10 protein-coding genes are annotated in these 15,208 nt (G+C 61.9%); 2 read left to right on the top strand and 8 right to left on the bottom strand.

All coding sequences use genetic code 11. The annotated features are described in order from the left end of the window. Positions 1 to 42: 42 nt before the first annotated feature. The gene (locus tag TX79_RS12065) at positions 43 to 2,223 is read left to right on the top strand and encodes an ATP-binding protein (protein ID WP_049927689.1); all 2,181 of its coding nucleotides are present in this window, start codon (positions 43 to 45) and stop codon (positions 2,221 to 2,223) included. Here the strand turns inward: TX79_RS12065 and TX79_RS12060 are convergent. Then, on the bottom strand, positions 2,220 to 5,009 hold the full coding sequence (locus TX79_RS12060; protein ID WP_049928377.1) for a valine--tRNA ligase: 2,790 nt from the start codon (positions 5,007 to 5,009) through the stop codon (positions 2,220 to 2,222). The genes TX79_RS12065 and TX79_RS12060 overlap by 4 nt on opposite strands. A gap of 366 nt (positions 5,010 to 5,375) precedes the next feature. On the opposite strand from TX79_RS12060, the gene TX79_RS12055 reads away from it, so the two are divergent. Continuing rightward, positions 5,376 to 6,167 carry an alpha/beta fold hydrolase gene (locus tag TX79_RS12055; RefSeq protein WP_049927688.1) on the top strand — a complete coding sequence of 264 codons (792 nt, stop codon included), beginning with the start codon at positions 5,376 to 5,378 and terminating at the stop codon, positions 6,165 to 6,167. A gap of 96 nt (positions 6,168 to 6,263) precedes the next feature. Here the strand turns inward: TX79_RS12055 and TX79_RS12050 are convergent, their stop codons facing one another. The 7 genes from TX79_RS12050 to aglG form a co-directional block, all read right to left on the bottom strand. Further along, on the bottom strand, positions 6,264 to 7,706 hold the full coding sequence (locus TX79_RS12050; RefSeq protein ID WP_049927687.1) for an oligosaccharide flippase family protein: 1,443 nt from the start codon (positions 7,704 to 7,706) through the stop codon (positions 6,264 to 6,266). A 77-nt stretch (positions 7,707 to 7,783) separates the two neighbouring features. Further along, entirely contained in the window at positions 7,784 to 8,620 is an 837-nt protein-coding gene (locus tag TX79_RS19355) for a hypothetical protein (RefSeq protein ID WP_154660512.1), read from the bottom strand. 79 nt (positions 8,621 to 8,699) lie between these two features. Beyond that, positions 8,700 to 9,743, bottom strand: a complete 1,044-nt coding sequence (locus tag TX79_RS12045) for a hypothetical protein (RefSeq protein ID WP_049927686.1) — start codon at positions 9,741 to 9,743, stop codon at positions 8,700 to 8,702. A 60-nt stretch (positions 9,744 to 9,803) separates the two neighbouring features. Further along, on the bottom strand, positions 9,804 to 11,624 hold the full coding sequence (locus tag TX79_RS12040) for an asparagine synthase-related protein (protein ID WP_049927685.1): 1,821 nt from the start codon (positions 11,622 to 11,624) through the stop codon (positions 9,804 to 9,806). A 131-nt stretch (positions 11,625 to 11,755) separates the two neighbouring features. Beyond that, entirely contained in the window at positions 11,756 to 12,706 is a 951-nt protein-coding gene (locus TX79_RS12035) for a glycosyltransferase (RefSeq protein ID WP_049927684.1), read from the bottom strand. 78 nt (positions 12,707 to 12,784) lie between these two features. After that, positions 12,785 to 13,771 carry an SDR family oxidoreductase gene (locus TX79_RS12030; RefSeq protein ID WP_049927682.1) on the bottom strand — a complete coding sequence of 329 codons (987 nt, stop codon included), beginning with the start codon at positions 13,769 to 13,771 and terminating at the stop codon, positions 12,785 to 12,787. Between the two features lie 337 nt (positions 13,772 to 14,108). Continuing rightward, on the bottom strand, positions 14,109 to 15,083 hold the full coding sequence (aglG, locus tag TX79_RS12025; protein WP_049928376.1) for a glucosyl-dolichyl phosphate glucuronosyltransferase: 975 nt from the start codon (positions 15,081 to 15,083) through the stop codon (positions 14,109 to 14,111). Positions 15,084 to 15,208 lie beyond the last annotated feature (125 nt).

The raw sequence follows: 15,208 nt of genomic DNA, 5'->3' as shown, positions 1-15,208 counted from the left end.
GCCGAGCGCCACACGTTTATTCATCTGTCGCTAGGGAGTCCCATGGGAGTTCCCGGTTCAGGCCCGGACGTCTCACTCGAGGACGTGCGGAACGTCCTCGCCGAGTCAGGCCCTCCTGGCGTCCCGGTCACGGCCGGAGAAGTCGCCGAGCGGCTCGCGTGTCACACACGGGCGGCCCGACTCGCGCTGAACGAACTGACCGAGAGCAACGAGCTTCGAACCAAGCAAATCGACGGCACCACCGTCTGGTGGCGACCGGCGGGAGAGCCGTACGACGGACGCGTCGATGGAAGCCGGCGGCCGATTCGGGACGAGTCGCCAGGGGGAGATAGGGCCGGCCAGGGACAGGAAGACGACCGCTCGCTCGCCGAGCGAGTCCTCGAAACCGTGCCGGTCGGTATCGGCATCGTCGCGGCCGACGGGACGATCGTCCGAGGGAACGGACAGCTCTTCGACCAACTACCCTATCTGGACGACGATCGTTCGGCTGCCACCGTCGAAGGCTGGACGCTCTACGATGACGACGGCGACCCGATTCCACACGATGACCGACCGTGGACGCGGGCCCTCGATACCGGAGAGTCGGTCACCGACTACGAGTGTCAGGTCGAACGGCCGTCCGGCGACCGCCGCTGGCGGTCGATTACCGCTACACCGATCGCGGGCGACGACGGCGACGCGCTCATCGCGATTTCGGTCGACGACATCACCGAGCGCAAGGAGCGCGAACGGAAACTCCGACGGGAGTCCGATCAGACCGAAAAGCTGCTCGAGACGGCACCGATCGCGATCGCCGTCCAGAACGCCGAGCGCGAGACGATCCGGGCGAACCAGCGCGCACAGGAGGCGTTCGGACTCTCCGAGGCGGAGTTCCGCGAGAACCCCGTCGATACCGGCGAGTGGAGGATCTACGACGAAGACGGGGAGCTGCTGGACTCGACGGAGACGACGTCGGCGCGCGTGGTAGCGACCGGCGAACCGGTCTTCGACGAGGAGTTGGTGTTCGAACCGCCGAGCGGCGAACGGCTCCACTTCCGCGTAAATACGGCACCGGTCTACGGCCCCGACGGCGAGATCGAACGGATCGTCACCGCGGCCAAGGACGTGACCCAACTCAAGGCCCGGGAACGGCAGCTCCAGCAGCGAAAGGCCGAACTCGAGACGGAGTTGAGCGAGATTCTCGGTCGCATCTCGGACGCGTTCTACGCGCTCGACGAGGAGTGGCGGTACACCCACCTCAACGAACGGGCGGCCGCGATCATCGACCGCTCACGGGACGAACTGCTCGGCCGGCCCGTCTGGGAGACGATTCCCGAGCCGACGGAGCCGCTGTTCCGTGAAAAGTACCAGACGGCGATGGAGACCCAGGAACCCGTCAGCTTCGACGTCGAGGCCGCGACGTTCGACGCCTGGCTGGAGTTTACCGCCTACCCCTCCGAGTCGGGGCTGTCGGTCTACTTCCGCGATATTACCGAACGCAAGGAGTACGAGCGAAAACTCGAGGCTTCGAACGAGCGACTCGAGCAGTTCGCCTACGCGGCCTCCCACGATCTGCAGGAGCCACTCCGGATGGTGACGAGCTATCTGCAACTACTCGAGCGCCGCTACGGCGACGACCTCGATGCTGACGCGCTGGAGTTTATCGACTTCGCCGTCGACGGGGCCGAGCGCATGCGCGAGATGATCGAGGGGCTGCTGGAGTACTCGCGGGTCGAAACGCAGGGGGACCCCCTCGAGCCGGTCGACCTGAACGCGATTCTCGCGGACGTCCGCGACGACCTCGGGGTACGGATCGAGGAGAGCGACGCCGACGTCGTGGCCGAAGAACTGCCTCGCGTCGACGGCGACGCCAGCCAGTTGCGGCAGGTCTTCCAGAACCTGCTCAGCAATGCGATCCAGTACAGCGGCGACGACCCGCCGCACGTACGGGTCGGCGCTGAGCGAACGGGAGCGATGTGGGAAATATCGGTTCGCGACGAGGGGGTCGGCATCGACCCCGACGATCAGGATCGGATCTTCGAGGTCTTCCAGCGACTCCACAGCCACGAGGAACACCCCGGGACCGGCATCGGACTGGCGGTCTGCCGGCGTATCGTCGAACGCCACGGTGGCGACATCCGCGTCGAGTCCGAGCCTGGGGGCGGCACGACGTTCTCGGTTACGTTACCGGCGGCGGAGACGAGTGCCGACGACGCGGACGAGAACCGGACGCCCGCAGGTTAGTCCTCGAGGATGACGACCGCCGACTCGGTCTCGATCATCTCGCCCTCGCCGGAGTAGGTCCGCTCGTACTCGACCTCGAAGAGGTCCTCGCCGAGTTCCTCGCCGGCGACTCGCAGGACGCGCCCCTCTCGCGGCTCATCGCCGTCGTCTCGCGGCTTCGCCGCGTGACTGTCCGCGGAACTCCGTTCCGCGCTACTCGAGCTATCCGCGGAGCGTGGCTCCGCGCCGTCCTCGACGATTTCGTACTCGCCGTTCTCGATACCGGAATCGATCTCGCCGACCTTCGAGCCGAATTTCGGCCCGAGCGTCGAGTAGTCGAGGTCGATCGAGGCGACCTCGGTCGTCACTTCGGGCTCGTCCTCGAGAACCGTCAGCTCCCGGACGTGCATCACGTTCTGGATCGCGTCCTCGAAGCCCTCGATGGGGCCGTACACCGAGACGGACTCGAGGTCGGCGTTCAGCGGCAACTGGTGCTCGCTCTTGTAGCGTCGCAACGCCGAGATGACCTCCATGGCGGTCTCGCCGGCCTCGAGATCGGCCTCGTACCCCTGCGGAGTGGGCCAGTCGCGGGTGTGGATACTGCTGTCCTCGAGATCGGCACCGTCGTCAGTGTAGACGGCCTGCCAGATCTCCTCGGTCGCGTGGGGCAGGAACGGTGCCCACAGCTCGAGGAAGGTTCGGTGAGCCGTCCGCAGCGCGTACTGCGTCGAGGGGTTGTCCTCCCGTCCTTTGGCGATCTCGAGGTAGTCGTCGCAGAAGGTGTTCCAGAAGAAGGTCCGGAGGCGGTCGCGAGCCTTCGCGAACTCGTACTCCTCGAAGTGGGCCGTCAGCTCCGCGATCGCGTCGTCGAGTTCCGCGAGCAGCCAGCGGTCGATCGGCTCGAGTTCCTCGGGTTCCTCGGGATCACGGGGTGCGAGGGTGTCGGTGAGCTTCGAGGCGTTCCAGAGCTTTCGCAGGAGCTTCTCACCCGCTCGTAGGTCCTTCTCCTGGTACGGGAAGTCGTCGCCGACGGCGGCGCTGGCGGCCCAGAAGCGGACGGCGTCGACGGGGTAGTCCGCGAGCACCTCGTCCGGAGCCACGATGTTGCCCTTCGATTTGGACATCTTCTCGCGGTTCTCGTCCAAGACGTGGCCGTTGATCATCGTCGCGTCGAAGGGCACCTCGCCGGTGTGCTCGTAGCACTTGACGACGGTGTGGAACAGCCAGAACGAGATGATGTCGTGGCCCTGCGGGCGCAGGTCGAACGGGTACAGCTCCGGCTTCTCCATCCGGAACTCCTCCGCGTCGGCGTCCCAGTCCCAGCCGGCGTTGATCAGCGGCGTTAGCGAGGAGGTGGCCCACGTGTCGAAGACGTCGTCCTCGGGGACGAACTCGTCGTGGCCGCACTCCGGACAGCTATCCACCGGCGGCTCGTCGCTCAGGGGATCGACCGGCAGCTCTGCCTTCTCGGCGACGATTTCGGTGTCACAGTCGGCGCAGTACCAGACCGGGAACGGGATCCCCGAGTCGCGCTGGCGGGAGATCAGCCAGTCCCACTCGAGGCCTTCGATCCAGTGTTTGTACCGCGTGAACATCTTCTCGGGGTACCAGTCCATCTCCCGGCCGGCCTCGAGGTACTCCTCCTTGTGATCGAGGATCTCGACGTACCACTGCTTGGAGACGCGGAACTCGACGGGCGTCTCGCAGCGCTCGTGAACCTGGACGGTGTGGGAGATCTCCCAGCGGTCCCGCAGGTAGCCCTCGTCCTCTAAGTCCTCGACGATGGCCTCGCGGGCCTCCTCCGTCGAGAGGCCCTCGTAATCGCCGGCGAGGTCGGTCATCGTCGCGGACTCGTCGATGGCCACCCGCAGCGGGAGGTCGTGGGCCTGGTACCACTCGATGTCCTTCTGGTCGCCGAAGGTACAGCACATCACGATCCCGCTGCCTTTCTCCATGTCGACGCGGTCGTCCGCGATGATCGGCACCTCGTGGCCGAAGATCGGGATGCGGGCGGTCTCGCCCACCAGATCCTGGTTCTCGTCGTCGTCCGGGTGGACGAAGACCGAGACGCAGGCCGGAATCAGCTCCGGCCGGGTCGTCGAGATGACGAACTCGTCGCGGTCAGTCCCGTCGCTGGCCACCTCGAACGCGATGTCGTTGAAGTGCGAGCCGCGCTCGTCGTCCTCCATCTCGACCTGTGAGATGGCCGTCTCGCAGTCGGGACACCAGATCGCGGGGGCCTTCTTGCGGTACTCGCGGCCCTGTTCGTAGAGATCGATGAACGAAAGCTGAGAGACCCGCTGGACGCGGGGTTCGATCGTCTTGTACGTGTTGTTCCAGTCGATCGAACAGCCCAGGCCCTGCATCTTCTCGGTGAACTCGGCCTCGTACTCCTGACAGACCTCGCGGCAGAGTTCCTGGAACTCGCGGCGCTCGTAGTCCTGGTGGCGAATGTCCAGTTCCTGCTCGGTCAGGCGCTCGCTGGCGATGCCGTTGTCGTCGTAGCCGAAGGGAAACAGGACCTCGCCGTCGGCCATCCGCTGGAAGCGGGCCGCGAAGTCCTGTAGCGTGTGGCCGTAGAGGTGGCCCATGTGGAGACTCCCCGAGACCGTCGGCGGCGGCGTGTCGATGGCGTACACCGTGTTGGGGTCGCGTTCGGGGTCGCTCTCGTAGGCGTAGACCTCCTCGTCGACCCACCGTCGCTGCCAGCGGCTCTCGACCGCCTCGGGCTCGTACTCGCCCTCGAGGCTCGGCTCCTCGTGGGCGGCGTCGTTGTCGGCTTCCCGTTCGGGTGCGTCCATGCTCATAGTCTCACCGCCCGGAGCGGGCGTCGTCGGTACGTCGGGATCGAACGTCGCGGTGATCGGGCTGTCATCGTGCGTACTGACCGTTGGTCGGTGAATACTGATCGGCGACAATACATCCGTCGAAACGGGGTAGGGGATGCGGGGCTAGGGAGCCCCTACGAAAACGGCGTCACACGGCTCGAGGACGCAATCGTCCCGGGCCGCGCTGGCGTCGTTCATGTTCGGTTGTACTCCAGCCACCCGTGTTAGGTGTTTCGTGTTCGGCGCTCTCGGGACGGACGTCAGTGGGCTTGGGCGGCTGGCTCGAGCCCCGGGTTCGATCTGCCGGCACCACCGTTACGGTTCACAGCCCCGTTCGGTGTGTGTATGTCCGACGCGACCACCTCCCAAGCGGTCCGCGGCATCGACGTCGCCGGCCCCCCGGACGCCCAGCCGATCGTGTTCGTTCACGGTGCGATGTTCACTCGCAAGATGTGGGCCCCACAGCGGGACGCCCTCGCCGACGAGTTTCGCGTCATCGCACCTGACCTCCCCGGCCACGGGACGTGGGCGGACGCGGAGTTCGACCTCGAACCGGCCATCGACGCCCTCGACGCGGTCGTCGAGTCCGAAGCCGGCGGCCGGGCAATACTGGTGGGGCTCTCGCTGGGCGGCTACGCGATCACGGAGTACGCGAGCCGCTACCCCGAAAAGGTCGACGGGCTCGTGATCGCCGGCAGCAGCGTCAACCCCGTTCGAACGTTCGACGTCATGACCCGGGCGACCGGAGCGCTCGTTCGCCTGGCCACCCGCAGTGAAACGCTCGAGAACGCCGTCCGGCGGCTCGGCGAGCGATGGGTGCGAAACCGGGGGCTGGCCCCGGAACACGAGCGCGAGATCCTCGAGTCGGGCATCTTCCCGCAGGAGTTCGGCACGCCTGGGCCCGACGTCGCGGGCCGGGACTTCCGGGCGAAGCTCGAGTCCTACCCCGGGCCGGTGCTGGTGATCAACGGTGAGAACGACAAACTCATGCGCAGCGGCGAGGACGAGCACGCAGCGGCCGGCGGTGCGGAGGTAGTGGTCCTCGAGGGTGCCGGCCACATCTGCAACCTCCACCGACCCGAAGCGTTTACGGACGCTGTGCGCCGGTTCGTTCGACGGGTCGAAGAGCCGCGATAGCGGTGGATACCGAATAACCACTGCAACGGCGACCTGACCTCGAGTCTGCTGGTCGCTCAACGAGACGCAATAGAATCACTGGTCAGACTCGGCCGGCTACCGGCCGATCGCCGGCACGTCGAACGGGAGGTTTCGTTCGACGGTCGATCGGAACTGACTCGAAATGGCAAGCAACGTGAGAAAGTAGATCCCCGCGCCGATGCCGATGATCGCGACCGTAATCAAGTGGCCGGAAACCGAGTCCTCCATCGGCGGTGCCAACGTAGCGAGCCCATAGGTAGCGAGACCCATTACGAGGGCAGCCAGACACTGGTGGACGACGTCGATCATAGGAATCTCGAACTCGAGGAGTCCCTCGAGCGCCACGTAAGCATAGCCGAGACTCACCGTCGCTGCGAGCGCCGTCGCGACTGCTGCGCCCAGTAGTTCATACTGCCAGATGAGCACGACGTTGAAAACGACGTTCACGACGACGAAAACTGCGTTGATTCGGAACGCGATGTTCGGTTTGTCGAGTCCGTTAATCGTGTTGACGAGCTGTTTCTGGTAGCTATAGATCGTTCGGGCGAAGATCAGGATGATAAGTACTGTCGCACCGCCGACGAATTCCGGCCCGTAGATCAACAGGACGCGTTCGCCGATGATTGCAGCGCCGACCAGTCCTGGTATCATGAACAGTCCGTTGTACCGGAGTGAGTCGGTGACGAGATTCTGGACCATCGAAAGGTCGTCACGCGTCGAGAGTTTGCTGATCTCGGGGAACAACGTCTCGCTGATTCCCTTGCTGAAGATCGTCAGCAGCGCAGCGACGCTCCACGCGATCGAGTAGATTCCGACGAGCGACTGTGAGACGAAAAAGCCGAGGACGGTGACGTCGATCCAGCTAAACGACATTTTCTTCAGGTTACCGAGCCAGGCGTACTTCGCGTAGTCGAAGAGGCTCCTGGCGTGTCGTACGGTCGGCCGTGCGAGGCCGACCGAGAGGAAAATCAGGCTTACCAGTCCGATAGCCACGGAAGCGAACGCGTACGCAGCCAGCAGTCCACCGACTCCGAAGCCGACGGCGATGATCCCGATCTGAAGGACGCTCCGAGCCGTGACGTTGATCGGGTCGAGAACGGCGTAGACGTGAACGAGGTGCTGTCCTTTGAGTGCGGCAGCGGTGAACGATCGGAAGAGTTCGGCACCCAAAAGCACCAGCAGGATCGAGAGCACTGACGCTCCGACGTAGCTTTCGATGGGGGTTCGAAACGCGAGCGCGAGCGTGGCGGCAATCGCGAATACGGCAGCCATCATCCCGAATCCGGTAACGAAATACGCCGCTGGCTCGTCTCCCTCGCTCATTCGCTTCGTAATCGCCGAACCCAACCCGATGCGGCCGCCGATTTTCAGCCAGGCGAGCACGGTCAATGCGAGCGTATAGCTTCCGTACCCGCTCGCCCCGAGAACTCGGGCGATGTAGAAGGTAGCGGCGAAACCGATGATCGACGAGCTGAATTTCGAAAAAAAGTATACGGCAGAACTCTGCCCGACCTTCATTACCTCCAGTTCAGCAGTCGAGCTACTTCAAGTCACGTACATTCTCGTAGCCGGTTACTAGGGGTGGAAAGGCCGTTTCAATCACCGACGTTCGGCTTCCATCGGTCTTTCGGCGTCTCCCGCGTGAGGTCTCTGAGATCGGGATGATCCGGAATATCGTTTCCAGAGGCGATGCGATCGCGTGTTTCCATCCAGTGCGGATGCCGAACCAGGAAGACGACAGGTATCGAATCCAGTTCGAGTAGCTTTGCAATTACGAGTCTGTGTAACCCATCAGCAAACAGCAACTCACCATCACGACCGACGTCGACCGTTACCTCATCCAGGGTTTCTAGAAAGATACCGCCCGTTGCGCCTTTCGGACCTTCAAGTAAGTCTCGTTGTTGGTGGTATCCGTTCGTTTCGATCCGATGATATAAGCTATCGAATCGCTCGAGATGGTTCAGAACGTCCTCTCGGGAGGTGTATTTCCACGTACTGTACTCGTCATTTTCTGCTTTCTTTACCAACCGTGGATAAATGGTCGTTTCCTCCCATGGCCGTCCCTCTACAAAGTGCTCCTTGGCTATTTTATATACTTCCTGGTCTGTGAACTTCTTGCCCGTCTGATCCCAGGAACCGTCTCGGACTGCGCCGAACTTTAGTCGTCTGTTCACATCTTTGTTCGATCGATCGGTTACTCTCCTGATGTCATCCGGATTTACGTATTCGATCTTGAACGGGTGGGGTGGATACTCGTAGTCATAGATATCGTTCGACGAACGCCATTCGTAATACTTGGGAACGGCTTTCCAATAAATTCGTGGCACCCTAGAAAGTAATTCGATCGTGGCGGCTTCTATCCCACCAGTGAGTAGATGAAGCAGTCCCGCCTTCCGATATTCGTGTGTAATTCGCCGTAGAGAGATCTCCATATAGGTATTCGAATAGTTAGTGAGCAGGCTGAAAATGGAACCGGTTATCAACTGGTCCTCTCACGGATCCTCATTGCAGTTACAGATACCCCAGGTCTTTGAGGATTTGTTTCTGTTCTTCTTGGTTGACCTCCCGTTCTAGCGCCTCGTACCTGGGTTCGTACGTCTCCTCGTCGGTTGCCGTCGTCTCCGCCCAGGGGACGGTTTTGACCGGTGCGAACGGCCATCCGAAGGGATGTGACCACACTCCCTTCTCTCCGTGTGCTTCACCGTGATCTGCGCTGATGACGACGCGTTCAGCATCCACGTTTTCGAGCAGAACCTCGATATACTCGAGGACCAACCGAAGGTTCGCTACGTAGAGTTCCCGGACCTTCTCGGCCGATACCTCGCCACGTCTCGCGGGACCGTACGATTCTTCCTCGGGACGGAGGTGCCGGGTCGGCTCCAGACCGTCCATCAACTCCTCGATCGAGTGCTCTCCTGGCGTCCAGTCAAGCGCGTCCGCGATAAACTTATAGTGTGGCATCATATACCAGAGTATCATCCGATCGAACTCTTCCCGCCGAGCTATGGAAATCGCTCGATCAGTGAGGATATGTGGAACGTGTGAACTCTGGGGATGGATTCGATCGTCCTGATTCGCGACCGACTGAATCCGCTCGTAGTGGGCGAACGCATCGGACGAGACGGGAGACCAGTTGGGGAATCCACGCTGGCTTTGACTTTCGAAGTTCTCTTCATCGTTGTGGAGGTTTTCGGCGAGTACGTGGTCGGGCCATCCGTTACGAGTGACGAGTGCCGTCTTCTCGATTTCGTCGCGGAATTCCTCCCTGAACGTCTGCAAGGTCCATTCTGAGGAGGCACTCCCCACAGATCGGATCTGTCCGATTTCTTCGGGTAGAACCGTCGACTCGGCGACCTCGCGAAACGCATCCACACGCCCCGAATCGAGGACAATAAGGAGATCCCACTCCCGCTCGAAGACGTTCGTTCCGGTTGGATAACGGGACGTGATCGTATTCCAAACCGGGAGGCCGAGGTACTGGCACGTTCGGGCAGTAAACGGGCCGATTCCTTCCTCTCGGAGTTTTCGTATCCCGGTCCGGATCGGAATTGCCATGTTCTACCACAGTTAACTCTTCGTCGTAAGCATTTCCTTCCAGGTTAGCCACTGCTACTGCTATCCGAACTCAACGTTCCGATAGTCCTCCAGCACGTCCGTCCCCGACCACTGATCCAATACCGACAGGAGTGTGAATGCTAGACACAGATTGTACCGCGAGTACGATGTCGGGTTTTCGAGGAGAGTCGCTTTCGTACCCTCGAGATCGATCGCGGTACTCGAGTTTTGCTCGAGTTGTTCGCGGATACAGGAGATCATAGCGGGACTCGGGTCCGAATCGGTTTTGGTGCCGAGCATCCGTTTGACGAGCGGGAGTACGCGATCGAGAACTCTTGGATACCGCAACAGTACGTCGTGAACCGAGTAGCGCACTGTATGTGACCGACTCGCCGGTGCCGCACCGACGTTCGCGTTGCGAATCCGGGTCAACTCCGGCGAGAGTTCCTCGAGAAATGCGGTAAACAGCCGATACCGCCGTTTTTGCTCGTCGGGGCAGTTCATCGCGTACTCGAGGACGTCGAGTGCGTAGTACGGCGACGTCGTCCACGAGTGGTTGCGGTTGGTATCGGTTGCCTCGAACAGCCAGGAAAACCCACGTTCGAACAGTTCGAAGTGGAGATACTGCTTCGTGAGCGTCGACTCCGGATACCCCTCGAGTTGGGACCGAACTGCGGACCTGATTTCGGCGTCGGGGACGCCGGTCATCGCTTCGACGTCGGCGGCGTCGTACTGTGATTCGGTCCTGAGGATGTAGTCGACGAGATCGGAGCGCGTCTCGAGTTCGACGCGCGGAGACAGGTCGGGGAGGAGTTTGTCGCCACCGTCACCGGTATACATCCAGACCGACTCGCCGGCGTGAGACCGGACCCGCCTGAGAAACGGCTGGATGTGGGCGATGTTGAACGGGTCTGTCCCCGCGGTCATGTCGAGGTGATCGAGCAGGTCCGCGCCCGTCGGTGCGGGCGTGTCGATTCGCTTCCAATCGGCGTCGACTGCAGCGGCCAGTTCTTCTGCGACTTCGATGTCCGCCCGGGAGTCGTGTTCGAAGTCACGGGTTGCAGCGACGTACTCGACGTTGGCACGTTCGAACGCGCCCATCACGCCCCGGGAATCGAGCCCCCCGCTCAACAACAGGGCGTTCGTTCCCGGACACGAAGCTGCCCGTCGACGCGCTGCTGCAGTGAATCTCTTTGCCAACGTCCGCGCGTTCGATTCGACCGATCGCTCCTCGTTCGATTCCGTCGAAAAGTCGAACTGGTGGTGCCGCTCGAGTTCGAGTGTTCCCGTGTCGGCGTCGATTCGAACGATCGTTCCATCGGGGACCCGTCGGACGTCTTCGAACAGGGTTCGGCCGGTCAACGTGTATCCGATTCGAAGGTACTGTGCGACGCTTAGGCGATCGAGTGCGGGCGAATCGACGAGGCGGGACAGTACGAACTTGTTTCGTCCGACTACCGCGTACCCGGGCGTTTCGGTCGCGTAGAACAGCGGGAGCTGGCCGAGCAAATCCGGTACGATCGTTAGTTCGTTACGAGCGTCGTCCCGGACGTAGAAGACGAATTCCCCGTCGAGTTCCGCCAGCCACTCGGACACGTCTTCGACGTCGATTCCGCCGACCAGATGGCGTTCGATCTCCGTTCGGAGAGTGTCCGTATCCCGGTTGTAGACGACCCCTTCGACGGTAACCGTCGTTTCCGCGGACTCGAACTCGATCCTCTCGAACGGATAGGCCGGATACCGGGCCGTCACGAGCGCTGACGACGCCCCGTCGTACGTTCGGTACGCGTACCGATCGTCGTAGTGGCAAGGCCGGTGGGCGGACTCGAGAGTCGACGAACGTGGACGTTCGGGGCCGGCAACGACCGTCACTCCGGGCATGTGAATACAGGTCCAGTGGAAACGAAAATAGTTGTTGGATACGGACGAGCGGAGCCGCGAAGAGCGTCACATGGTGCGCCGCAGTGGGGTGTGCAGTCCCTGCTCGAATCGTGCCACCGCGTAGGTTCCTGTTACAAGACGGATTCGTAAATGTCGATCAGACGATCACCGATCCGGTCCCAGCTTACCTCGCGGGCGGCGTCGCGGCCGTTCGATCGCTCACCGGCGCGCAACACGGTAACGAGTCGATCGACTAGTTCCGACTCGGTCGTTCCGATTCCCGACGGAGAAACGTCCTCGAGTCGTTCCCGGACGTCACCGACGTCGGTAGACACGACGGGGACGTTACACGCCATCGCTTCTTTGACCGTGTTCGGCGACCCCTCGTGGTCGGAGGTCAGCAACATCACGTCGGCCGCGTTGACGTAATACGGCACTTCCTCGTGGGGGACACCGGAGATCGTCTGTAACGTGATCTCCGTTCCCAGTTCTCGTTCGGCCCCGTTCACGACGCGGTCGGCCAGCGGATAGTTTTTCCGCTCGTACTCCGGCGAGTAGGGAAACAGCACGTGGGTCCCGTCGGTGTCCCAGCCGACGCGACGCCTCGCTTCCTGCCGATCGATCGGGCGAAACTTCTCGAGGTCGATGCCGCTGGGGACGATGTACGCGTCGTCTTTCCCGAGCAACTCCCGCATCTCCTCGCTGCGGACGGTCACGGCGTCACAGCGCCAGGCACAGGCTTTCGTGACGAGGCCGTCGAAGCCGACGACGTCCGACCCCCACAGCGTCAACACGACTGGAAGTCGAAGTTGTGTGATCGCGTACGGGGCAGTCAGGCCGTAGTTTGCGTGAATCAGGTCGTAGTCCCCGTTCCGGAGTTCGCTGCGGACGCGGGGGAGATACTGGAGATACTCTTTGACTCCCCGACGGGTACCCATGTCGCCGTCGATCTGTTCCGCACCGGGAACGACACAGACCGTACACTCGATACCCTTTCGCTCGAGGGTTTCGATCTGCTGATCGAAGAAGATCTCTCTCGCCGTTACCAGGTGGAGGACGCGAAGTCCGTCGCCGTTGCTCATCCCGTTGGCCGAGATTCCCGCGGTGATGGGTTATAGGCTTCGTTCTCCCGTTCGGTGTCGTCCGCTCGCGGTCGGGGCCTACGATCGGCGAACCAGGGGATCGTACCAGTCCTCGTTTTCTCGATACCACTCGACGAACCGTTTCGCACCGTCCCTGATCGAGACGTTCGGTTCGTAGCCGATCAACTCGGTCGCCTTCGAGACGTCGGCGTGGGTGTGTTCCGCATCTCCCTCTCGCGGATCGCCGTATTCGATCCCGATCGACGGATCGATTTCGTCCCGGATGACCTGTGCGAGTTCCTCGATCGTAATCCGCCCCGTCGAACCGATGTTCAGGACTTCGCCATCGGCGGCGTCCGTCTCCAGCAGCCGTCGGTTCGCATCGACGACATCCGATACGTAGGTGAAATCCCGGGTCTGCGAGCCGTCGCCGTAGATCACGGGCGACTCGCCGTGGAGACACCGTGAGACGAAGTTAGTAAAGGCCATGTTCGGACGCATGCGTGGACCGTAGACCGTGAAATAGCGCAGTGAAACGGTCGGGAGTCCGTACACCTCGTGATAGACGCGTGCGTAGTGTTCGGCGGCGACCTTGGACGCGCCGTACGGACTGACCGGGTTCGTCGGATGGTCCTCGTCGTACGGTAAGTATTCGGGCTTGCCGTAGACCGAGGAGGAGCTGGCGTTGACGAATCGGTCGACCCCGTGTTCCCTCGCTGCCTCGAGGAGCGTAAACGTCCCGTCGACGTTGATCCGCGTCGTCTTCTCCGGATTATCGACGCTCGTCCGTACCCCGGCCTGTGCAGCCTGATGGAAGACGACGTCGACGTCGGCAACGACGTCGGAAACCAGTTCTGCATCCGTAATACTCCCGTCGACGAATTCGTACTGGCCGTCACCACGCGTGGCGGCGGTTCGAGCGACGTCGATCGTCCGTTCCTTGATTCCGACGTCGTAGAACGGATCCAGCGTGTCGAGTACGACGACGTCGTGCCCGTCTCGAACGAATTGCTCCGCGAGGTGGCCGCCGATGAACCCCGCGCCGCCGGTGACGAGAATACGCATTTACGTACACCCTCGCGACTCGCCTTCAAAAGCACCTCGAAAGCGTATGGTCACCGGAAGACAGTCCTGAGAAGCGAGTAGTGAAGGCACGATCGAACGTCGTCCCTCGACGGATGTACACCATAGCAGTGGGCTACCGAGCGAACCGATCGCACTCGAGTCGGATCGCTGTGGGGCTCGAGATACTGCGACTGCGTTCGGCACGATCCTGTCGGTGGAACTGATCGTTTCGAACGTCGAATTCGGACCCTCCGGACGTTCGATTTCCGTGACGACGGTCGAGTTTACCAGGGCGTCCCGATTCGGACGTCGGCCTCGTGCTGGCTTCGCGGTCGAGCTACTGTTGGGATGGATCGGCCGGTGGCGTTGCCGGTTGCTCCCCGCGAAGTTCCGACCGATCGACGTCCAGCAACCCGTACAGATAGCCGAAGCCGACAGCCGCGGTAAAGACGAAAACAGTGACGAGTTGTTTCGCTTCCGGCTTCGATGGCGACCGAACCAGGTCCCACAGCCGTAGTGGGACGAACTCGAGCAACAACTGCTTCAGATACTCGTTCTTGTCGCCTTTCGCCTCGGGTAACAGCAGGTCCATGATGCGTTTCGAGTACCCCTGCCAGAACGACCGGCCGACCAGCCAGCGGAAGTCGCCCCGATAGTCGAACAGTTTGTGGTGCACCACCGCCCGTTTGTTGTAAATCACGCCCTTACCGTACTTGTTCGCGATCCGAATACAGACGGGTGCCTCGTGGGCCTGAATGTGGCGATCGCCTTTCCGACCGGTGTTTTCGTCGTAGCCACCGACGTTGAGAAACACGTCTCGGCGGTAGGAGATGTTCGAGCCGTACGTATTCCGCAGTTCCTCCATGTGTTCGCCGAACCCGCGTTCGTCACAGCCGACGAGCCAGTAGAACTCCTCGGGGAAGAAGTCCGGTTTCTCCGTCACCCAGTCGGGTTTGACGTGGCCGCCGACCGCGATTGCGTCGGTGTCCTCGTAGACGCGCACCAACTCGTCGATCCAGTCGGGTTCGGCGACCGCGTCGTCGTCGATGAACGCCACGACGTCGCCGGTCGCGAGTTCGGCTCCCCGCGTTCGACTGTAGGAGATTCCCTGGTTCTCGTCGTTGCAGTGGAGGACGACGCCCTCGCGGTCACCGTACTCCTCACAGACGCGGTCGAAGACCGACTCGTTTCCGTCGACGACGATGACGACCTCGAGCGGCTCGTACGTTTGAGCGAGGACGCTATCGACGCATTCGGAAAAGACGTCGTAGCGGTCCATCGCGTAGGTACAGATGACGACGGAGACCTTCATCGTCCGACCGATTCCCGTGGTCGGCGAATAAGCCTTTTCGTTCGAGTGGTGGCCGGATCTCGTCACGTGCAGCGGTCGGCTCGTCGGTGTTCTCCTGTGATCCCTGACTGTCTCGCGGGCCGCCA

This window comes from Halopiger goleimassiliensis, from assembly GCF_000455345.1.
GTDB lineage: Archaea > Halobacteriota > Halobacteria > Halobacteriales > Natrialbaceae > Halopiger_A > Halopiger_A goleimassiliensis.
This window is presented reverse-complemented; position numbering and strand designations above follow the sequence as displayed.